22 protein-coding genes are annotated in these 20,052 nt (G+C 30.2%); 3 read left to right on the plus strand and 19 right to left on the minus strand.

Features of this window, described 5'->3' with window-relative positions; all coding sequences use genetic code 11:
• The first annotated feature begins 14 nt into the window (after positions 1–14).
• Complete coding sequence (locus MW871_RS15510) at positions 15–1,061, plus strand: serine hydrolase domain-containing protein (protein ID WP_248429312.1); 1,047 nt, start codon at positions 15–17, stop codon at positions 1,059–1,061.
• 227 nt (positions 1,062–1,288) lie between these two features.
• Complete coding sequence (locus tag MW871_RS15515) at positions 1,289–1,792, plus strand: GNAT family N-acetyltransferase (protein WP_248429313.1); 504 nt, start codon at positions 1,289–1,291, stop codon at positions 1,790–1,792.
• Between the two features lie 38 nt (positions 1,793–1,830).
• Here MW871_RS15515 and MW871_RS15520 read toward each other — a convergent pair whose 3' ends face one another.
• From MW871_RS15520 to MW871_RS15555, 8 genes are all read right to left on the minus strand, one after another.
• A complete protein-coding gene (locus MW871_RS15520; RefSeq protein WP_248429314.1) occupies positions 1,831–2,331 on the minus strand; it encodes a GreA/GreB family elongation factor in 501 nt (166 codons plus the stop codon).
• A 262-nt stretch (positions 2,332–2,593) separates the two neighbouring features.
• Positions 2,594–3,334 (minus strand): DUF3891 family protein, encoded by a 741-nt coding sequence (locus MW871_RS15525; RefSeq protein ID WP_248429315.1) that lies wholly within the window; start codon positions 3,332–3,334, stop codon positions 2,594–2,596.
• 98 nt (positions 3,335–3,432) lie between these two features.
• Entirely contained in the window at positions 3,433–3,834 is a 402-nt protein-coding gene (locus tag MW871_RS15530) for a helix-turn-helix domain-containing protein (protein WP_248429316.1), read from the minus strand.
• Positions 3,800–4,213, minus strand: coding sequence for an RteC domain-containing protein (locus MW871_RS15535; protein ID WP_248429317.1), 414 nt, complete (start codon positions 4,211–4,213; stop codon positions 3,800–3,802). The genes MW871_RS15530 and MW871_RS15535 overlap by 35 nt, the downstream gene beginning before the upstream one ends.
• Positions 4,214–4,603: 390 nt before the next feature.
• Positions 4,604–5,227 (minus strand): CatB-related O-acetyltransferase, encoded by a 624-nt coding sequence (locus tag MW871_RS15540; RefSeq protein WP_248429318.1) that lies wholly within the window; start codon positions 5,225–5,227, stop codon positions 4,604–4,606.
• Between the two features lie 195 nt (positions 5,228–5,422).
• Complete coding sequence (locus tag MW871_RS15545) at positions 5,423–6,214, minus strand: SDR family NAD(P)-dependent oxidoreductase (RefSeq protein WP_248429319.1); 792 nt, start codon at positions 6,212–6,214, stop codon at positions 5,423–5,425.
• A 43-nt stretch (positions 6,215–6,257) separates the two neighbouring features.
• Positions 6,258–6,890: a TetR/AcrR family transcriptional regulator gene (locus tag MW871_RS15550; protein ID WP_248429320.1), complete on the minus strand. Its 633-nt coding sequence runs from the start codon at positions 6,888–6,890 to the stop codon at positions 6,258–6,260.
• 174 nt (positions 6,891–7,064) lie between these two features.
• Positions 7,065–7,697: an NAD(P)-dependent oxidoreductase gene (locus MW871_RS15555; RefSeq protein ID WP_188050810.1), complete on the minus strand. Its 633-nt coding sequence runs from the start codon at positions 7,695–7,697 to the stop codon at positions 7,065–7,067.
• Between the two features lie 108 nt (positions 7,698–7,805).
• Here MW871_RS15555 and MW871_RS15560 point away from each other — a divergent pair, with 108 nt between their 5' ends.
• Entirely contained in the window at positions 7,806–8,168 is a 363-nt protein-coding gene (locus tag MW871_RS15560; protein WP_248429321.1) for a MerR family transcriptional regulator, read from the plus strand.
• A 155-nt stretch (positions 8,169–8,323) separates the two neighbouring features.
• Here MW871_RS15560 and MW871_RS15565 read toward each other — a convergent pair whose 3' ends face one another.
• The 11 genes from MW871_RS15565 to MW871_RS15615 all read right to left on the minus strand — a co-directional run bounded on the left by MW871_RS15565 (position 8,324) and on the right by MW871_RS15615 (position 19,801).
• Positions 8,324–9,304 (minus strand): BtrH N-terminal domain-containing protein, encoded by a 981-nt coding sequence (locus MW871_RS15565; RefSeq protein WP_248429322.1) that lies wholly within the window; start codon positions 9,302–9,304, stop codon positions 8,324–8,326.
• A gap of 707 nt (positions 9,305–10,011) precedes the next feature.
• On the minus strand, positions 10,012–10,590 hold the full coding sequence (locus MW871_RS15570) for an NAD(P)H-dependent oxidoreductase (RefSeq protein WP_248429323.1): 579 nt from the start codon (positions 10,588–10,590) through the stop codon (positions 10,012–10,014).
• A 2-nt stretch (positions 10,591–10,592) separates the two neighbouring features.
• The gene (locus MW871_RS15575) at positions 10,593–11,615 is read right to left on the minus strand and encodes a saccharopine dehydrogenase family protein (protein ID WP_248429324.1); all 1,023 of its coding nucleotides are present in this window, start codon (positions 11,613–11,615) and stop codon (positions 10,593–10,595) included.
• A gap of 67 nt (positions 11,616–11,682) precedes the next feature.
• Complete coding sequence (locus MW871_RS15580; protein WP_210645996.1) at positions 11,683–12,261, minus strand: Crp/Fnr family transcriptional regulator; 579 nt, start codon at positions 12,259–12,261, stop codon at positions 11,683–11,685.
• Positions 12,262–12,428: 167 nt separating this feature from the next.
• Entirely contained in the window at positions 12,429–13,373 is a 945-nt protein-coding gene (locus MW871_RS15585) for a ketopantoate reductase family protein (protein WP_210645997.1), read from the minus strand.
• 59 nt (positions 13,374–13,432) lie between these two features.
• Complete coding sequence (locus tag MW871_RS15590) at positions 13,433–14,014, minus strand: Crp/Fnr family transcriptional regulator (RefSeq protein ID WP_248429325.1); 582 nt, start codon at positions 14,012–14,014, stop codon at positions 13,433–13,435.
• A gap of 833 nt (positions 14,015–14,847) precedes the next feature.
• On the minus strand, positions 14,848–15,228 hold the full coding sequence (locus MW871_RS15595) for a nuclear transport factor 2 family protein (RefSeq protein ID WP_248429326.1): 381 nt from the start codon (positions 15,226–15,228) through the stop codon (positions 14,848–14,850).
• A gap of 227 nt (positions 15,229–15,455) precedes the next feature.
• Positions 15,456–16,376 carry an IS3 family transposase gene (locus MW871_RS15600; RefSeq protein WP_345799468.1) on the minus strand — a complete coding sequence of 307 codons (921 nt, stop codon included), beginning with the start codon at positions 16,374–16,376 and terminating at the stop codon, positions 15,456–15,458.
• Positions 16,292–16,702 (minus strand): helix-turn-helix domain-containing protein, encoded by a 411-nt coding sequence (locus MW871_RS15605; protein WP_248429327.1) that lies wholly within the window; start codon positions 16,700–16,702, stop codon positions 16,292–16,294. The genes MW871_RS15600 and MW871_RS15605 overlap by 85 nt, the downstream gene beginning before the upstream one ends.
• Positions 16,703–16,905: 203 nt before the next feature.
• Positions 16,906–18,129: a serine hydrolase domain-containing protein gene (locus MW871_RS15610; RefSeq protein ID WP_248429328.1), complete on the minus strand. Its 1,224-nt coding sequence runs from the start codon at positions 18,127–18,129 to the stop codon at positions 16,906–16,908.
• Positions 18,130–18,337: 208 nt separating this feature from the next.
• Positions 18,338–19,801, minus strand: coding sequence for a ligand-binding sensor domain-containing protein (locus MW871_RS15615; RefSeq protein ID WP_248429329.1), 1,464 nt, complete (start codon positions 19,799–19,801; stop codon positions 18,338–18,340).
• Positions 19,802–20,052 lie beyond the last annotated feature (251 nt).

A 20,052-nucleotide genomic window follows, 5' to 3' on the forward strand; every position in this document is an offset into this window, starting at 1 on the left:
TATAAATTATAACAATGAAATATTTAATCACTATTTTATTTTTTGTCTTACTTGGATGTAAAAGTGCTCAGCAAATCAATAAACAAAATGTTGAAAATGCGATTACAAAAAATGCGTTTCAGTTATTAAATGACAAAAGATTTCATTCTGTTTCCGTTGCAGTGTATAAAGATGGGGAATCAACAATAAAACATTTTGGAGAATTAACTATCGGAAAAGGAAACAAACCAAACGATTCTACTCTTTATGAAATAGCTTCTGTAACTAAAACTTTTACAGGTTATATAGCCGCGAAAGCCGTACTTGATAAAAAAATAAATTTAGATGATGATATTAGGAACTACCTTGATGAACCTTATCCCAATTTAGAATTTAAAGGTGAACCTATAAAAATAAAACACCTCATTACACACACAAGTGGATTTCCTAATATACCAATAAAAAGTGAAAATAAAAAGGCGTTTTTTGAAGGATTAAAACAAATAAAAATTGAAACGAAACCTGGAGAAGTATATTTTTATTCAAACACAGCTCCAGAGGTGACAGCATATATACTTGAAAAAGTGTATAAAAAACCATTTGAAGAATTGGTAACTGAATTTATTTTGAAACCAAATAAAATGAACCTAACCAAGTTTACACTCAATGAAAATGACAGAATAAGATTGGTAAAAGGTTATAATGATAAAAACGAGTTAATGCCTAACTTCAATAGAACTTTATGGGGCGGAATTTCAGGATTGCACTCTACGACTCCGGATTTAGTAAAATATATGAAATTGCAGCTAGATCAATCAAATCCTATTGTCAACGAATCTCATAAAAAATTGTTTAAAGAAGGTTCGGATTTTTGGGAAGGCTATCATTGGTACATCATAGAAAATGGTGATGAATTAATTATAAGACATCACGGAGGAATCTACGGAATGCAGAATTGGTTTGTGATTTATCCTAAACAAAATATAGGAATATCCATATTGACAAATGCTAGCTTTGATGGAACAGGAGATATATTAGAAAAAGTACTTGATAATTTGTATAATGAGATAAATGTAAAGTAAAAATAAACAGCACATAACCGTCGTTTGGCAATGTTGCGGGATTTGGTTAATTTGAAGAGGGTTTTGTAATTGGAAAATTAGTCATTAACCGCAAGATTAGGCTTCCTTAATCCGCCACATCGCCAAGTGACCAAACGTTATGTGTAACCTGCCCGCAACAGGCTAAAAATGAATCATATAATTATTTAAAATACTAAAAAACAATATTGCTAATAACTTTGTAATTTATGTTTAAAGCAGATAATATTATTATAAAAATAGCAAATTCAATTGACTTAGAAGGGATTGTTAAACTTCAATCTGAAAATCAAAATTCCAAAGGAGGAACTTTATCAAGCGAATTGAATATAAATCAAATTGAGGAAATGATGAAAGATATGCCTCAAATTGTAGCTTATATAAATCAAGAAATAGTTGGTTTTCTTTTAGCAACATCACAAGCTGTTCATGAAAAAAGGAGTGTTCCAATTGTTGATGAAATGTTTAAGTCTTATCAAGGTAATATTGACTCATACATTTATGGCCCTGTCTGCGTTAGTAAAACACAACGTGGAAAAGGCGTTGCTCAACTTATGTTTAAAGAACTTTTACTTCAAGAACCAAATCGGGAAGGAATTCTATTCATTGAAAGTAACAATGAAGCTTCTTTAAGAGCGCACATAAAAATGGGAATTAAAAAAGTTGGCAATTTTAACTTTAATAATAAAGACTTTAATGTGTTTGCATATTAATTTTCGCCAAGTGCACGTAAAAGTGGCTACACGTATTTTTAATATCTAATTGATATAATTTTAAAAGTTTTTTCTGTATTTTCCAATTTCAGTATTGCAATGTCACCTACCTTTTTATCTATCATAATTTTTGCTACAGGAGAGTTAAATGCTATTTTCCCTTTTGCAATATTTGCCTCATCTACTCCTACAATTTTATAGTTATTAATTTGAGGATCTAAGTCTACGCTAAAGAAGACTTCAGCTCCAAAACAAACCTTACTTTTTGGCTGCTTTGAAGGAATAACTATTTTAGCTGTTGAAATTCGATTTGAAAGCAGATTTAATTTAGCGTTAATAAAATTAATAGTTATACGCTTTTCATTTTCATCTGGAATAAAAAGATTATCGCGCTCGTATATCATGTTATCGCGTTCAAGCAATAACTCTTCATATCCAATGTTTGTTACGTAGTTAACTAAGCCTAATGGTAAATCAGCACGTGGTGGAACTATTGGTAATTCCTCTTGGTCGCTTTCCCTGACAAATCCTCTACTCATATCCTTTTATTAATCGCCGTTAGGCAGTTTATAACTAATTTAGTAATTTGAGGTGGTTTTAAAAAATTTCTTAGGACACTTATTTTTTTTATAATACGAGATCTTGAAGTTAACTACTTTTTATAAGATTGATGAAGCTTAAGAATATTAGGCAACATAAATGAAGTGGAATTAAACTCAATCTATGTATATCTTTTACCTAAGTTCTTATTCTGCATATTTCGCAGTAACTAACCACTTTGTAAATTTTTAATTTTAACAGTTATTTCGTAAAAATAAATTCTTCTCTTTGCACTGTAGCTTCGCTACAAATTTTATTAAATTCTTCTACCGAAGCAAATTTTAACTGTTCTAAAATTTTGTATTCATAAAAAACGGTAAAGGAGTTCTCTTTGAAGACCCAAGGCTCTAATGATATGATCTTTTCATCTTTATAAAAAACCTGATTTATATCTCCATCGGGACTTTCAGATACTTCCATTTTTCTACCTTCAGGTTGAATCTTATCCAAACAAATTAGCAAAGAAAATGCATCGCACCATTCAACTAATCTATATAAACGTTCCGAATATTTTTTATCAATATTAAGGTGCTTTAGTATTTGTTTACGATTAGTTTCTTGTTCCTTTAGAAATAAATTTAGCTTAGAATCATTTTCCTCATTAATACCACCAAAGATAAAATTTAAATGCATAGAGGTTAATAGAGCGTTTAACTGGCATTTAGAAGTAGCTAGCTCCATAACGTTTAAATATTGCTTTAGTTCAGTCTTACTTGAATTATCGCTTACTAAAAAATTTCTAGGTGCTCCAGCATCGGTTAGATTTTTATTTTCTAAAGTTTCTGCAACACCATCATCGTGTTCCGCTATTGCGATAAGTGTTGGAACAATAATCTCATTGGGTAATTTAATGTCATATTGATAAGCAATCATAGCAGCTAGAAGGCCATGAGAACGCTGAGTAATAATTTTCCAACCTTTATTGTGTGATGCTACAATCATAATTGCATATAATTAAAGTTTACATTAAAAAAAAATTTAGTAATTGAAGGAGATTTATTCAAATTAGCCAATTTAATAATTATTTCCGCAAAAACGAATCAGCAATATAAAAATTTAAAAATTAAGCAGAGCCTCAATTTAATTCGAAAAGCAGAAACTACGGTCCTTACTGATGAGGCAATAGAATTATTTAAATTCTCCTTACAATTATTTAAAATATCTGCTGTTAAAGATTTGTTTAATTCCATACAAAAACAGCTTGGGGATATTCCTGTCTGGGTTTTAAATGCTCTTGTGAAGTTTTGCGTAGAGCCAAAGCCATCCTCGTCTGCTAAAGATTTGTTTTTGTAAATACGGTATTTAGTTTCATTTTTAAGTAATTCTATGATATGATCAATTTTAAGATCAGTGATATATTCAATAATTCCTTTGTTACGATATTTTGCAATTATTTTATAAGCATATTTAGTATTTGTATTGAATAAAGAAGCCAATTTCAAGGCATCGATTATTTGTGCGGTAATAGCGGTAAAATTCCTGATTTTCGTCGAAAAATGTTTTTAGTTTTAGCAACTCAGAATTATAATATTTACGAAGTGTTTTTTTGGGACCGTAGGGTTTATTCGTTTCAATATTATATATTTCGGTATAATAAATGAGCTTTCCCGCAAACATAGGTTTGACATACCGAAAAAATTCAATCTCTTCATTTTTATCTTTGAATTTGTATTTTATTAAGTAGGTTTTTAGTTTTTCTAAACCCATAATCAGGATTTTGATAGCCTCTTCATAATAACGAACTGTATAAGCTCCTTCTAAAGGTATCAGTTCTAGTTTTCGGTCTAATTCCGACTGCAGGGACTCAGAAAATAATTTCATTGTAGGTTATTTAGATTTAGTATTCTTGATTAAATCAAAAACAAATCTATACGCTGATTGTATTCGGTGCAAATTATCTAGTGTTTGATTCCCGAATTGAATATTGAAATTCCCGAATTGCATAGCTAATAAGTTAGTGTATAAACCATTAATTAGCTTAAAATTCAAAGTATTAACAACTGCAAATTTCTACTTATAATAGTATTAGCTGTAGTAATCTTTCACTACAACATGAGCATTTAGGTCATAATTTTAATCTCTTTTTCTATTTTTTCTAGCTGGAACTATATTATAAACTAATTTCCAACAAAATCAGATTAGGGCAAAAATTACTAATTTGTTAAATTTAAATTTCTCTCGCGCATTAATGACCACCTAATATTAGATTTACTACATCTTTAAAACATTAATATTATCATTTGTCAAATTCTGAACATTTCTTGTAATTTTTTCAATTGGCCAGTTCCACCAACTAATTTTCAAAAGTTTTTCAATTTGTTCATTTGTAAATCTTTTTTTAATCTCTTTTGCAGGATTGCCACCAACAATTGAATATGGTTCAACATTACTACTTACGACAGAATTACTTGCAATTATAGCACCATCACCTATTTTTATCCCTGGCATTATTGTAGCATTAAATCCTATCCACACATCGTTTCCAATTTCAGTATTTCCTTTATTTGGATATTCTTTTCCAATCATCGCATCTTTCCAATCATCACCAAATATGGCAAAAGGGAAAGAACTAATTGATTTTGTCAAATGATTGGCTCCATTCATAATAAATTTGACGTCAGAAGCAATCATACAAAATTTTCCAATTATTAATTTATCTCCTATAAAATCAAAGTGATATTTCACATTTTTCTCAAAATTACCTACATTTTCAAAGTCATCATAGTATGTAAAATCTCCAACATCAATGTTAGGATTTGTTATTATATTTTTAAGAAAACATAGTTTTCCATAATTAGCTAGTGGAAATTTAATGTTCTTGTTAGGTATTTTCATATGTATAGCAATTTGTATTAGTCACTTCATCTAAAATAACTGAAAAGTTACAATAGATCATTTTCATAATGAGTTTGAATTCCTCTATTTTTTATAAGAACTAAGATATAACAAAGTATTTTATTTTAGTAAAAAAACAATGCTGTTAAAATATCTTTATTTCGTAACTAAATAAATTGTTTTAAGCGCATGTATTTAAATTATTTTTAAAACCCCAGAATCCGCTCTTAATGAAGCTCCGTTTGTTGCAATAGATACAGGACTTGATAAATACGTTACTAAATTTGCAATTTCATGCGGATTTATAAATCTTTCTAATAAAATATGAGGATTAGAACGTTGAATAATCGCATTTTTCATCGTTTCAATTTCAATATTTTGGGCTCCTGCAATTTCTTCAACTACTTGTGAAACACCATCGGAATATGTTGGTCCTGCCACAATTGTATTAACTGTAATTTCAGTGCCTTTTGTCAATTTTGAAAGTCCATTTGCAATTGCAGATATAGCTGCTTTTGTCATTCCATAATGAATCATATTATCAGGTACATTTACTCCAGATTCACTACTAATAAAAATAATACGTCCCCAATTTTTATTTTGCATTTTTGGCAAAACTTGTCGAGACAGTCGAACAGAACTCATTACATTTATCTCAAAATATTTGTACCAATGCTTGTCGGTTATATTCTGAAACTCTTCAATTTCAAAAATGCCTACGTTGTTTATCAAAATATCTATTTCTGTTAATTTTTGAAGCAATTTTTCAATTTCATCTTTCTTTGTGAAATCAGCCGCTATAGCTGAAATATCAGCGTTTGGAAATTGATTTTGTAATTTGTCCTTTGCTAGTTCTGTCTTTAACTTTTCTCTTCCATTTATTATAACGGCGGCTCCTTCTACTAATAATTGCTGAGCAATTGCGAATCCAATTCCCTGCGTTGAACCACTAATAAATGCTTTTTTACCTTTTAATTTCAAATCCATGTTTACTTTTTGTAGCGTTTAATAAATAGATATTCATACATAATCAATTGATTAGCTTTAATTGAAGCTCTATTTGTATTCTTAATATTTCTTTATTTGGATAAACTCTCCTTAGTGAATTGATTCCGCACCAAACAGTAATTAAATATCTCCCCAAAACACTAGCCTCTATTTCAGATTTTAGAGTACCTTTCTTTTGTTCTTCAAGAATAGTATTAGTGTATAGTCTTTCCGTTTCTTTTAATATATCGATAGCTTCGTTTTCTAATTCTTCATCTACAAAAGTCATTTCAACTATGGTGTTAGCGACAATACAGCCTCTGAAATGATCATCTTTTGATTCTGTTGCTACGTTAATAAAAAATTCTTTAATCAATTCAATGGGATCTTCACTATTCTCAATTGCAGTTTTAAAATTATTTAAATCTGCTTTTCGTTGTAAAAGCGACCTCTTAAAAAGTTCTTTTTTTCCGCCTTTAAATGTGTGGTAGAGGGTACCAGCGCCCGCACCTGTGGCTTTACTAATATCAGATAAAGTTGTAGCGTTGTATCCTTTTTTCCAAAATATATCTTGGGCTTTAAGAATAATTTCCTGGTCTCTAAATATGTTCGGTCTTCCTTTCATTAGTTTTGTAATGGTTACTACAAAAATAGTAAATAAAAAACTAAAAGACATAATTTTAGTTTTTTATTAGTCACTAATGCATTTTCGAGTCATTATACTCGAGAATCTTACCACGAGCATTTATTGCGGAAACCTAAACATTATATATATAAATAACTCAAATTAGGCATCAATCCAGGCAAATGCTTGTTCTAAGCAGTTCTTTGGAATATCTATTTGTTTTTTTTAAATTTTACCGACATTAATAATTTGCCTTGTCCATTTTTTTTCTACTATTGCGTCAAGTAGACATTTTGCACAGTCCGCGTAAGGCAGCATTACAAAATGAATTTTGGTTTTAACTCCTGCCACATATTTTCGTTCTGGTGGGGCTTTTTTTAAACCGGAAGCTCTAACTATTACCCAATTTAGGTTGCTTTTTTGAATTGCTTCTTCTGCTTTTACCTTATCGTTGTATGAATCCTTGTATATGAGTCGGAAGAAAGGCATAAGTAATTTTGTCGTAAATGATAATTCACCATAATCTGCTTGGACAAAACCACTCATGAAAACAAATCGTTTTACTGCATTACTTTCACAGGCTTTCACAATGTTACTTGCTCCAATAGACAACAAATTATTAACCTGTCTATTATTTTTAGGACCAAAACAGCTTATTACAAAATCTATGTTCTTAAAAGCTAATTGAAGGCTTTCTAAATCTTTCACGTTTCCTTTTAAAACGTTTACATTTTCATCAAATAATATGCGTTCAGGATTTCTGACAACAATTGTTACATTGTAATTTGCTTCAAGTGCTAAACGAACTAATTCTTTTCCTGTTGAGCCTGTTGCTCCAATTATTGCTATTTGCATCATTTTTATCTTTATATACTTGCTAGTTGCAAAATTACAACGTAATTTCGCAACTAGCAAGTATAGAGTATAGTCTATAGTATAAATAATTTTAATAATGAAAATAACGCCATGTTAATTAACGAGTTGTCAAAGCGGACAGGAGTGTCAATACACACCTTACGATACTATGAAAATTACGGTTTAATTATGGGTAAAACAGATGAAACTGTTACGTCTAATAATTATAAACAGTATGATAATACTGTCATTGAAAAAGTGTTTTGGATTATTGCATCAAAGAAAGCAGGTTTTACTCTGTCTGAAATAAAAAAATCAATGGAAGACTGGTTTAACAATCGATTGTCTATCAGTAAAAAAATTGAAATTGCGCAAAAAAAAATTGATGAGATTGACAATAAAATTAGAGAATTAAGACAAGTAAAAAAAATTTTACTAGAGGCAATGAAAGATGTTGAAAAAGGTAACTGTTAATTTGCCTATTAGATTGCACAATCCAGCTACAAGATTTTGATAATTTGAAAAGTTGGTTATTATATTGCATACTGTATTTTGACGGCACGACGATATGCTGAAAACCGTTATTAAAATAAATCTGCAATTTCGCCAGAATGATATTTGTAATACGGCTATATTGTGGCCAATAATTCCATTGTATTTTTTTCTTTTATGGATAATATTTTTAAAATTTCCGATGCTTCTTCTATATATTTAATGTCTCGTGTTTCACTAACTTTTATGAAAAGGTCTGAAACATTTTTCCATAGTTTTGCTATTTCTACAAATTCTATATGCCCTTGTTTCAATTTGTCTAGTTTAAGCAGTTCGTAACTTTCCTTCAAAAAATCACGATATAAATTTCTAAATAAAGCCCCGCCCGTTCCTGCTTTTTCCATCAACATAGCAGTCATTTTAAAATCATTTTCAATGTCTTTGCTTAATTTGAACCATTTGATAATTTCTGAACTTGTTTTCAAAATTCCTTTATAGCCTATGTTTGTGATTGGCGGATTTATATGTTCAGCTGCATTATTTCTAATTGCTTTTAAAATTGCCGTTCGTAAGTCAAAATCATTGTCAGTTTTGTGCAAAGTATAGTACAAATTTTTTGATGACATAGGTCCTTTTTCCGCTCTTGCTAGCTCCAAACTTTTCAAAGTAGTTTTTACTAGTCCGCCTTGTTGATTTGTGTCTACTAAAAATGCGTTTTCGCTGTCATAGCCATAAAGAGCAGTATAATGTCCTGCAAAATGAAATGGTCTTGAAAAATATTCAAGATGAAAGCAGTCTAACTTTAATCCTACAGCTTGTCCGTTGTCGATAAGTGATTTTACATTGTCCCAAGCTTTTTGCACCGATGAGGTCTCATTTACAGTCAATTCAAGGTTTAGGTTTCTTGCTATATTTTCGGTTAGTACGTCAGGTTTTACTCGTCCACCAATAAAAGGGTAATCCATAGATTTCATGTTCCAAAATATGTATCCTAGACCTTCTCCAAGTCCAAAAAGCATTGGTTCAGAAAGTTCAATATGAAGCTGTAATAATAATGTTCCGGTGGTTGTGGTTTCACAATGTTGTCCGTCAAATGGTTTTAAATTATCTATTTTCATGTGTTGCGATAGATTTATGAGTTCTACAATTTTGTTTTAGATTGTCAAGAAATGTTTTTGTACTAGCTTTATTTCCAATTAAGCAGTTAAAATGCTTAACAAATATTAAATTATGTTAAAAGAACCAAGTTCAGATTTTTTTACTAAACTTTTCATACTGCCAAACTCATTCCAGCATTTGGTTTTTGTCAGCTAAATTCAATTGTTGACTAATGTCCATTAGTTCTGTTATTTTTATCTTTAAACACAAATAATGATTGTCTTTTAGATCTAGTACATTAGCTAATTTGATTCCATCGTGTAAGTTTAATTGGAAAATACCACAATATTTTATATCGGGTTACAATTCAATCAAAGTACTTAACTTGGATTTAGAAATAAGCTCACCATATTACCACATCGATGTTAACAGAATTATTATTAAATTATCCTTATTTCTTCTTTACTCATTTTTATTAATTGAATCTTTTTTCTTTCCTAATGTATTAAATACACATCATCATATACTTTGGATTCATCTTAATAACCTCTTATAAAAGGTCAGTCCTGTTACCTTCTATGATCCCCTTATTTCCAACTCTTAATCCAACTGCTAAATGTCTTATTTGACTAAGATATGGATTTTTACTACAAATAATGATTTATCCAAATGTGTATGCTGAATAACAAACCATAACTTTTGACCTACCGCTTTTAAGTATTCTACTTTATTTTTGCTGTCTGCCCATTTTTTCAACTTCTAAAACCCATCTTAATCTTTTTGCGTCTGTTGAGTTTTTAACGATACCATAGTACGAAACTTTTACGGGTTTAATTCCACAAAATTCTAATGTAGATTTTTTTAATTGGTTGACACTTGGTCTGCCATAGGCTAACCAATAATACCAACTAGGTTGGTCAAGTGTTGTAATAATGTGAGCCGTTTTACCTTTTAATAATTTGTCCCATAGGATCGAGTTTTCTCTGTACTGAAATGCAAAGCCTGGCAAAAAAACTCTATCAATAAATCCTTTCATAATAGCAGGAAGTCCGCCCCACCAAACAGGGTGAATCCAAACCAAATGGTCTGCCCATTTTATTTTATCCCAAGCATCAATCAAATCGGGTTCTAATTCAGTTCTTTTTTGGTAACCAAATTGTAAATTGGGGTTAAAATTTAGACTAGCAACAACAATTTCTTTTACTTCTGCACCAGCCTTTTCAGCACCTTTCTTATATGATATTGCGAATGCCGAATTCAGACTTTCTTTATTAGGATGACCATTTATAATAACTATTTTTTTCATAATTAAATATTTATATTAATCGCGTTATTTGAAGTTAATGAAGATATAAACTCTGTAGGATCGTGTAGTTGATGACTAAAATAAACACCGCTCTTAATATCATTTTTTAGCATTTTTTCAATGTGAAGTACCGTAGAAAAGGCGGTCAACGCTGCTTGCCCTTCTCGGCATTTAATCGTCACTTTTTCAGTATTTAAGTTGCTTTTAGAAAAAGATATTTCAAAAGAAGAAATGTCGCCACTTCCGCTGCCTCCAAATATTAATTTTTTTTCTTTAAAATTTAAAATTTTAAATAAATTTATTTTTTGCATAATGCCTAGAGCCGAAGTAATGAATTTAGAATCAAAAGTTAGTTTGGCTGTTACGGTTGGAATTTTTTCTATCTGGTTAAAAATATATAAATCTGGAATATCAAAATCATATACTTTTCTATTTTTGCCGTCAAAATCAAATTTATGATACTTTGAATTTAAAAAATGCTTGGTAATAATTTTTATATTATTTTGATAGAAATTGAACGTCTTACTTACATTCTCTGCCATAAAATCAGCAGAACTTTTTCCGGCTTTATCTTTAGTAGAGTAGTAAATAAATATCGCAACACTTGTAATATCTTTAATAACCACTTTTTTTGCATTTATTAACAATGGGGCAATGCCACCCATCCATCCAGAACCAAATACAATTTTACTTTCAAAGGATCTTTTACGGGTAAAATCTAAAGATTTAATTAACTCGCTTGTAGGTTTTGTAATATCAATATAATCGATTTTAGACTTTATTGCATAATCTAAAATATTATTATGATAGTCTTTTGTACAAATAATGATTAGACTGATCGAATGTATGTTTAATGATACAAATGTGCTTTTGTCATTTACATCGATGTAAATATGGTCTGGATTTCCATCTTTATTCCTTGTTGCGATGAAAATTTTCAAAGAAGGACTTCTACTTGACAGCATTTCATAAATAGTTTTACCAATCAAACCAGTTCCACCAATTATTAAAATTTTTTTGCTCATCTCTCTAGTTTTAAATGTTAGATGTGCAAAGCTAAATCCTGTTAAACTTTATTAATAGGACAAATGTCTAAAAAGTAAATTCTTTTCGTATTCTGCTTAAATGTCGTTGTGAAATTCCCAAGTAAGAGGCTAAATATTGTAAAGGAATTTTTTGAATGTACTCTGGTTGATTTTTCATCAGGTTTGCATATCGTTTTACTGCGTCACTTTTTTGTAAATTAAATATTCTTTTTTCTAATTCAATGTATTGTTGTTCGGCTATTGTTTTTAAGAAATAAACCCAATTAGGATTTTGTTGAATTAAGACCTCAAAATCCATCTTCTGAATGATTAATACTTCAGTTTCAGCAATTGCTTGTATATTTTCTTGTGTTGGCTGTGCCGTTAAGAATGAGGAGTAGGCAGTCACTAAGCTGTTGGGAAACGTAATACAGTAAGTAATTTCTTCATCTTTGTCCGAATTATAATAACTACGTAAACTTCCCGATAAAACAAATGCTACTTGTTTACAAGTTTCGCCTTCCTTACTAAAGTACTCCGATTTTTTGAAGAGCTTATGAGTTAGCATTTGAATAAAGCTGTTAATTTCAACATCTGTCAATATCTTGAATGATTCTAAAAAGAGTTTAATACTATCGTGAGTCATTTGTAGATTTATATTTGTTCATTTCGGTTTTCTTATGTTGACGGATAACTTCATGGCGCTGGTCGGTTTTGAGGACTTTATATAAGATATTTTGGCATTTTGTGCTTTTTGGTTGTTTCCTTGAATTTTAGTTTTCGGGCAAACACATGCTTTAAAATCATTGCGCCTTAAATGTCGTGTATGGCTTTTATTTCTTGATAGATACTTTCAGTAAAAGGCGTCTTCACATTCAATTCTTTTCCATATTTGATAATAGTTCCAGCGAACAACTCTAATTCATTATTACCTTTTCCGGAATTTAAATCAAGTTGTAAAGAGGTAGGTGTTTTTGGAGGAAACGTAGCAGCTTTTTCAAATGTCTTTTGAATAATGTTGTCTAGCAGATAAATTCCTTTCCGATCTGCAATTGATTTTATTTCATCCATTATTTTCGTTGCTGCTTCTTTTTGTAATTGAATACTGCAAACGGCTCCTATTGATGAATTGTATTTTGCAGTTATTAAGCCAAAACTTGCTATAAAAATAAATTTCGTCCAAATATCAAGTAATGAATTGTCTTTAAATTCAAAATCTATTTTACTATTTTCTATTAACTTTATAACCCAACCTATATCTTCAGAAATATGTTCTGGGTCCTTGCCTAAAATTAATTTCCCTGACTTTCCCTTATGTTCAATAATACCCTTTTCTTTTATATGTGACGCAACATAAAGACAGGAGGGAAGGATAATATTATAGGGTATGATTTCACGAATTCGATCATAAATATCAGCACCATTCATCATTGGTATAAGAATGGTGTTTTTTGTAATTACTTCGGATAGTTGCTCACAAATATTCGTTAAATCATATTCTTTAACACAAATAAATACCAAATCGGGCTTAGAAATATTGAAAACTGTTTGATGCATCGCATCGGGTTTTGTTATACTTATTGAATGTTCAGGAGAAAGTAACGTTAGTCCATTTGCTTTTACAATATCGTAAGTCTGACATCTTGCTACAAAAGAAATTGAATGTTGCTTAATTTTTTCGTTTGCTTGATTTATCTTAAAGCCAAAATAACCGCCAACACCCCCAAGACCTATGATAACAATCTGTTTCTTATTCATATTTTTTTTACAAAGATCAAAATTCACGAATAGATAAGCACTTGATAAATGTCAAGAAATTATAGTTTACTGATTTCTTTTCTAATTCTACTTAATGTACTGTCTGTAATTCCTAAATATGAAGCTATAATTTTAAGAGGAACATGTTGAAAAGTAAATGGCTGCTGTTTTAAAAGATTTAAATACCTAGTTTCTGCTTTTTGACTTGCCATTTCAATTACTCTGTCGTTAAGTTTATAATAATTGATTACAAATAAAAGACGGCTAAACTCCCTGAATTCGGCGATATTATGAAAATTTGTTTCTACATTTTCTAAGGAAGTTTCCCATATTTCACAGTCAGTCAGGGTTTGATAGATTTCTTTTGTAGGTTGTTTTTTGAAGAAGGATAAAAAGTCATTTACAAAACAAGGACCTGAATAGATGTTTGTTGTAACTTCATTATTATCTTCATCAAGAAGATAGGAGCGCATGTATCCTTTCTCCAAAAAATATGTTTTTGTACTAATGGTATCTTTATCCAACAGCGTAGTATTCTTAACTAATACAAAATTAGAAAATGTTTCCGTAATTTTTTCCACGACTTCTTTCTGGATTGGAAACAAGGAATGGAAATAGGTGTTAAGTGTTGATTTGTCCATTAATTTGGTTTTTCAATTGCTTGCCTAACGTAAGCATATCTAAAGAGCTCACTACAACTTAATTTTGAGTAAATATAGTGGATTTGTCATATAAAAAGCAATATGCACATACAAATGGCAATATAATTTAAATAATAAGCAGATAGATTATGAATCTAGACCACTAAATTTATTTAAGTGCGGATCCACCCAACGTTCATCAAAATGCTTGTTTATAATACACTTATAAAATTCATCTTTCAAGTGTAGTGCCACAATCCAAATCACAATTATCCCTACAATTTCTTGCAAATTCATATTTAATATAAATTTGATCTAATGTCAAACTTAGATTTTATGGAGTTAGATAAGTTCCAATCAATATTAAATGGAAGTAGTGTAAGAGGACTTGTTAAGATATATAAACAAGAGACAAACAACTGCGGAATGTTTTACGTATGTTAGCCCTAGATGCCTAAAAACCAAATCACAATTCTGGTTCATTATATAACCTGTTAGGAGCTAAAGCAAAGAACAAAATGCAACTCTAGTTACAGTGTGCAATAAGCTACTTAAAATCGTTTTTACATAAGTAAAAAATAGAAATTTATTCAACAAATTTAAAAAAGTTAAAACTATTACATTAAGTTATTGAATTCTCCCAATTTTTGGATAATTAAAGCCAACGTTTTGCAGCTTGGCGAAGTGGCGGAAATCGAAGCACAAATATTCAGTTTTGCACAAAAGTTCAATCGAAGAACTGCGGCTGAATTTAGCACTAAACCCGCCATTTTGCCAAACTGCTGTTAGCGGTTCGTTGTTTTAGTTTTTGATTGTTCATAAGTTCGTTTTTACTAGGATATATCTGTAAGTTCAGAAATTTTGTTGTCCTTAAATACAAAAATGGATTTCCCTTTTATTTCAAGTTGTTGTCCTTTTTTCAGCCCATTTGGAAAGTCCATTCCTAAAACAGCAGAATACTCAATTTCAATTTCCGTCTTGTCATCAATGTGTTTCGTGGAAGTTATTCTTTGTTGTCTGTTTTCAAAATAAGATTTTGCTTGTTCGGCTTGTTGTTTGAAAGCGTTTATTCCGTTTAGTGTCATATTCATTTCTTTATCTTGAATATTTTGGAAAACGATTTCATCATCTAAATCACGAACCATTTTTTCAATGTCAAATTCGTTGTAACCGTCTATGTAATTTTGGATAATTTTTTCTCTTATGTTGTCCATTTGTTCAAGTTTTTAATTTTTGGCGGTCGGCGGATTCAAGGGTCTAGCGCAACAATGTTAGTTTTTTTTAATTAATCAAATTTAGTATTTTTCTTAGTGTCTTGTCCTGAAATAGGTTGACTATTTTTGGTTACTGTATAATTTCAAAAATAGTTTATTATTGACGTAATATTGATAAGTTTAGAAAAAATCTTTGAAGGGATTTTTTTCCAAACTTCTCAACATTCCTACATAGCTAAAGTAATATTTTTTTTGTTTTTATAAGACTTGTATTTGTGTGTTTGATTTTGATGTGCATATTGTGGAGTTTTCATTTCAAGGGAGCAATGTCTACGCTCATTATTGTAAATTTCGATAGCTTGTTTAACCATTTTTTCAGCTGTTTTTAAATTAGGAATAGTCTTGTTTAGTCCAAATTCATGTTTTAAAATTCCGTTAAATCTTTCTGCTACGGCGTTTTCATAAGGGCTTGAGTTTTGAGTTGTACTTAAAATAATATTCTTAGATTTGGCAAATTCAGCAAAGTCCGGACAGCAATATTGTATCCCTCTATAGGAATGATGTATTAGATTTTCGTTGTTATAAAGTCTATTTTTAACTGCCATATTTAGTGCGTCTTTGACGAGTTGAACTCTCATATTTGTATCAATTTTGTATCCCATAATTTTCTTGGAATACACGTCAGTAACCAGGGCTAAATAGGCATGTTTCGAAGCCAGTTTGATGTATGTTATATCACTAACAAATACTTGTTCTGCATGCTTTATTTCAAGATTAATAAGTAAGTCTTTTGACTTATAAAACCCATGTTTTGAATCGGTTGTTATATGATATAGCTTTGTTTTTTTGATTAATAAATTGTGATATTTTAAAAAGTAAAAGAATTTATCTCTCCCTATTTTTATATCATTTTTTAGAAAGTCATCTTGCAAGTCTAGGTATAATTTTTTTGCTCCATATCGTGCCATTTTTTGACGAATAGGAGTGATGAGTTCTTTGATTATATGAGCCTGTGACTCTTGCGTTTTTTGCTTGTTAATTCGTTTGTAATAAGCCTGTTTGCTTATTCCGAAGCATTGTGAGAACCATTTGATTTTAAAAGGTCTTTTTTCTTTTTCTCCACTTCTTTTAGTAATGCTTCGGGTAATGACTTTTTTGCGAAATCAAGATTAGTACTGACTTCAAAATCAGCAATTATCATTTGTTGAAAGTCTTTAACGAACTCTAGTTCTTCGATACGTTCTTTGAGTTTTTTGATTTCATCGTTTTTGCTCATTGTTTTAGAATTTTGTTCAAAGGAACGCAATTTTCTCATCCAATAGGTTATTGAAGAGCGAGAAATTCCATGTAATTTAGAAGCGTGATTTACTGAAATTTGACCGTTTGAAATTTGGCCAATGATGGAAAGTTTTAGGTCGAAACCAATTTTTTTGTACTCAATTTTTGGACAGTGTCCATTTTTTGTGGGTTCCATAGTTTGCTAAAAGTGCTTAATTTTTAGTCAACCTATTTCAGGATTTGTCATTCGGTTTAATTGTGCATAACGTTTCGAGGCTTGCAGAAGTGGCGAACTTCGTAACCGATTATTTTCGTCTAAGATAAAATTTCTTACGGAAGATAACCGTGAGTTTACCACATATTTCGCCATTTATGCAAACCGCTATTACCTTGCTGGCTTTATTTATTTGTACTGTTTTCGTAATTTGATAAATATTTCCATATATCTTCTATTTCTGGCCATACATTTTCTGTAAAATCTGTATCGGTATTTACTATAACTATTTTTCCAATTTCAGTTTTTGGATTAAAATACATCGCTGTAAAAACACCTGGGTCCGAACCATTATGACCAATCATATTGTTTTTCACATTTAAAAAATCATCGCGATATTCATTGAAAATTCCGTAGGTTTCAGTTTTTTCATTATTTGAAAAACTCTGTTTTTCAAATAATTTTTGATAACTCTCATTATTTAGTAATTTCCCTTTTCCGTTATAGCCTTTTATAAGTTCCGATAAAAATAAACCTAAATCGCTACTCGATGTTAAGAATCCGCCATCAGCATAAGTTATAAGTGAATATTCAGCTATCATTTTCTTTTTGTTCGCAAATAATCGAGAACGTTTTGTTGAATCAATTTCTATTGCTGTCCAACCAGAACTATTCATTTGTAATGGTTTCAAAATGTAATTTTTGGTAAAAGAACGATAATCTTGTCCAGTTGCAGATTCTATTACTAAAGCACACAGAGCAGCCGCAATATTTGAATATTCCCGTATTTCTCCTGGTTTAGTATTTGAAAACGAGTCTTTTCTGTACAATTTTCCATCTTGTGTAAGACTATTTTGAATAAAACTTAATAATGAAATGTTGGTTTCAGATTTATTGAAATAGTCATAAATACCTTCATTTTCGGCGTGTTTATTTTTAGTTAAAACATAAGATTTTGCATAAACTTCATCAAGGTCAATAATTGAAGAAGTATGATAAGCTAAATGTTTAATTAAGATTGGCGTTTCAGGATAAGTTGGATTAACAATTTTGAAAGGCAAATATTTATTGATTGGGTCATTTAGATTTAATTTTCCCAATTCCTGAGCTTTTAACAAAGATATTCCAATTAATGTTTTGGATATTGACGCTATATTTTGGGTTGTACTTGAAGTGTATTCTTTTTTTTGCTCAATATCTGTAAATCCAAAACCTTTATCATAAATCAATCCCTTTTGATTTACTACAGAAACTGAAAAACCCATAATTGCTCCTTTATCATAAGCTAATTTTAATTTTTTAGTCAAACTATCATTTATATTATTATCGGTTGTCATAGTGGTTAGTGTTTTTTGACTGCACGAAATAATAAATGTTGAAAATAAGAGAAGAAAGAATGTGTTTTTCATTGTTTAATATTTTAATGTAAAGACAGTAACTATTTAATTTTGTTTCAGTTGCGTTTTTTTAAGCTTGCAGGTAACGGTTTTCAGCTGTACGAAGTGGCGGAAATCGAAGCATAAAACTTCAATTTTGCACAAAAGTTGAACAGAAGAACAACTCTTGAACTTTGCACTAAACCCGCCATTTTGCCAAACTGATGTTACCAGCAGTATTTTAATTCCGTTCAATTTTCACTAATCCTTGTCTTGTCGCTAAATATAAATTACCCTTTTCGTCAAGAGTCATTGTCGAAATGTAAGAAGTGGGAATTTCAGAATTTTCATTATGATAATTCTCCCAACCATCTTTAAGGTCATATCTCACTAAACCAGCTCTGTCCGTGGAAATCCAAAGCACTTTTTCATTTTTGTCATAAACAACGCAGTTTGTATGATTGAATGGCATTCCAGAATTTTCTGTTGTGAATTGTTTGAAAGTTCCATCAGCATATCTAATTGCAATACCTTCATCATTGTTTACTTTTCCTTTTTCTTTTCTTTCGAATTCGTATAATGTGAAATAAAGATTTCCATTTTCATCTTCGTCCATTGAAGTAATACATTTTCCTTTTAGCACAGTTGAATTATTTTCAAAATTTGTAGCTTTCCCATTTTCGTCAATCATTACTGTTCCGCTATAAGTCCCAATCCAAATTCTGTTTTTAGAATCTCTTTTTGCAAATGCAACTCTGTTAGAAGGAAACTCTTTTACTTTATCTTTATTTATATTTGACCATTTCCCATTTTGAAAAATTGTCAATCCTTCATCAGAACAGAAAAACACCTCGCCTGTTTTCGGATTATTTATAATTTCATATGCACCATCAATTCCAATTTCTTTTGGGTCATATTTTGTCCATTTTGTATTGTCAAAACTATAGATATTATTTGTGCCATACACCCATTTTAAATTGTTGTTATCAGACGCAATTGCATAATATGAAAAGAACTTTCCTTTGTCAGTTATATTTTGTTCAGCATTTTTAAAACTTTTTCCATCAAAAGTTACTAAACCTTCATCTATGGTCAGCCAAATTAAACCATCTTTATCAATCACAATATGGTCATTCATATTGTTTGGAAGATTTGAATTATTAGAATTCCAAACTGTTATTTTGTAATTCTTTAGATTTTCATTTTTATAATTATATGTTTTATTGAATATTTCTGGACTGTTTGGTTTGTCAAATGATTTGTTAAATGCTTTCATATCAACTCTCTCAATCTTTCCTTCAATTTTGTTGTCATTTATAGTAAAAACAATATTGATTGATGATTTTTCTTCCTTCTTTCCCGATGTAGTTGCAGGCGTCCATTTTTTAAATTTATTGAGTTCTTCGATAATTTTTAAAGTAATCGGATTATTTGACTGGTCAGTATGACTTAAAACGCAAGCTTTTCCTTTTGAATCAACAAGGACTTGAAATTTAACAGCACCTTTTATGCCTTTTAGGTTTAAAGATTCTTGTAGTTTGTTTTGTAATTTCAAATATTCTTGCTCGTTATATCCAGCTTTTACATCTCCACAATCAAGGCAAAATCTGTCTGTTTTGCAATTATCTAATTTAACAGGGAAAATATTCTGAGCATTAAGATTCAAAGATAATGCTGTCAATAAAAATAAAATCGCTTTTTTCACTTGTTTCTTTTGTTTACGGTTGGCGGATTCAAGGGTCTAGCGCAACAATGTTAGTTTTTTTTTAATTAATCAAATTTAGTATTTTTCTTAGATTATGTGCTTAATTTTAGAATAACTTTTTTGGTTTTTAAGAAGCCAAAAGTTATTTCCAAACTTAAGCCTTTGTGTGATTCATTTTGTTGATTTCTTCGCTTCTCATTTGATTAGGTGTTTTGAAACCCAAAACCTTTCTTGGTCTGTTATTTAGATTG

Origin of the sequence: Flavobacterium pygoscelis, from assembly GCF_023162025.1 — a bacterium.
GTDB lineage: Bacteria > Bacteroidota > Bacteroidia > Flavobacteriales > Flavobacteriaceae > Flavobacterium > Flavobacterium pygoscelis.

Excerpts from the sequence above, each read along its gene's own strand:
- MW871_RS15555 (WP_188050810.1), bottom strand. The coding sequence starts at position 7,697 with ATGATGCAAATAGCAATAATTGGAGCAACAGGCTCAACAGGAAAAGAA.
- MW871_RS15525 (WP_248429315.1), bottom strand. The coding sequence starts at position 3,334 with ATGATTGTAGCATCACACAATAAAGGTTGGAAAATTATTACTCAGCGT.
- MW871_RS15545 (WP_248429319.1), bottom strand. The coding sequence starts at position 6,214 with ATGGATTTGAAATTAAAAGGTAAAAAAGCATTTATTAGTGGTTCAACG.
- MW871_RS15590 (WP_248429325.1), bottom strand. The coding sequence starts at position 14,014 with ATGGACAAATCAACACTTAACACCTATTTCCATTCCTTGTTTCCAATC.
- MW871_RS15565 (WP_248429322.1), bottom strand. The coding sequence starts at position 9,304 with ATGAAAATAGATAATTTAAAACCATTTGACGGACAACATTGTGAAACC.
- MW871_RS15575 (WP_248429324.1), bottom strand. The coding sequence starts at position 11,615 with ATGAGCAAAAAAATTTTAATAATTGGTGGAACTGGTTTGATTGGTAAA.
- MW871_RS15570 (WP_248429323.1), bottom strand. The coding sequence starts at position 10,590 with ATGAAAAAAATAGTTATTATAAATGGTCATCCTAATAAAGAAAGTCTG.
- MW871_RS15595 (WP_248429326.1), bottom strand. The coding sequence starts at position 15,228 with ATGGACAACATAAGAGAAAAAATTATCCAAAATTACATAGACGGTTAC.
- MW871_RS15510 (WP_248429312.1), top strand. The coding sequence starts at position 15 with ATGAAATATTTAATCACTATTTTATTTTTTGTCTTACTTGGATGTAAA.
- MW871_RS15610 (WP_248429328.1), bottom strand. The coding sequence starts at position 18,129 with ATGAAAAACACATTCTTTCTTCTCTTATTTTCAACATTTATTATTTCG.
- MW871_RS15535 (WP_248429317.1), bottom strand. The coding sequence starts at position 4,213 with ATGAAATTATTTTCTGAGTCCCTGCAGTCGGAATTAGACCGAAAACTA.
- MW871_RS15585 (WP_210645997.1), bottom strand. The coding sequence starts at position 13,373 with ATGAATAAGAAACAGATTGTTATCATAGGTCTTGGGGGTGTTGGCGGT.
- MW871_RS15520 (WP_248429314.1), bottom strand. The coding sequence starts at position 2,331 with ATGAGTAGAGGATTTGTCAGGGAAAGCGACCAAGAGGAATTACCAATA.
- MW871_RS15540 (WP_248429318.1), bottom strand. The coding sequence starts at position 5,227 with ATGAAAATACCTAACAAGAACATTAAATTTCCACTAGCTAATTATGGA.
- MW871_RS15605 (WP_248429327.1), bottom strand. The coding sequence starts at position 16,702 with ATGGAACCCACAAAAAATGGACACTGTCCAAAAATTGAGTACAAAAAA.
- MW871_RS15560 (WP_248429321.1), top strand. The coding sequence starts at position 7,806 with ATGTTAATTAACGAGTTGTCAAAGCGGACAGGAGTGTCAATACACACC.
- MW871_RS15515 (WP_248429313.1), top strand. The coding sequence starts at position 1,289 with ATGTTTAAAGCAGATAATATTATTATAAAAATAGCAAATTCAATTGAC.
- MW871_RS15580 (WP_210645996.1), bottom strand. The coding sequence starts at position 12,261 with ATGACTCACGATAGTATTAAACTCTTTTTAGAATCATTCAAGATATTG.
- MW871_RS15550 (WP_248429320.1), bottom strand. The coding sequence starts at position 6,890 with ATGTCTTTTAGTTTTTTATTTACTATTTTTGTAGTAACCATTACAAAA.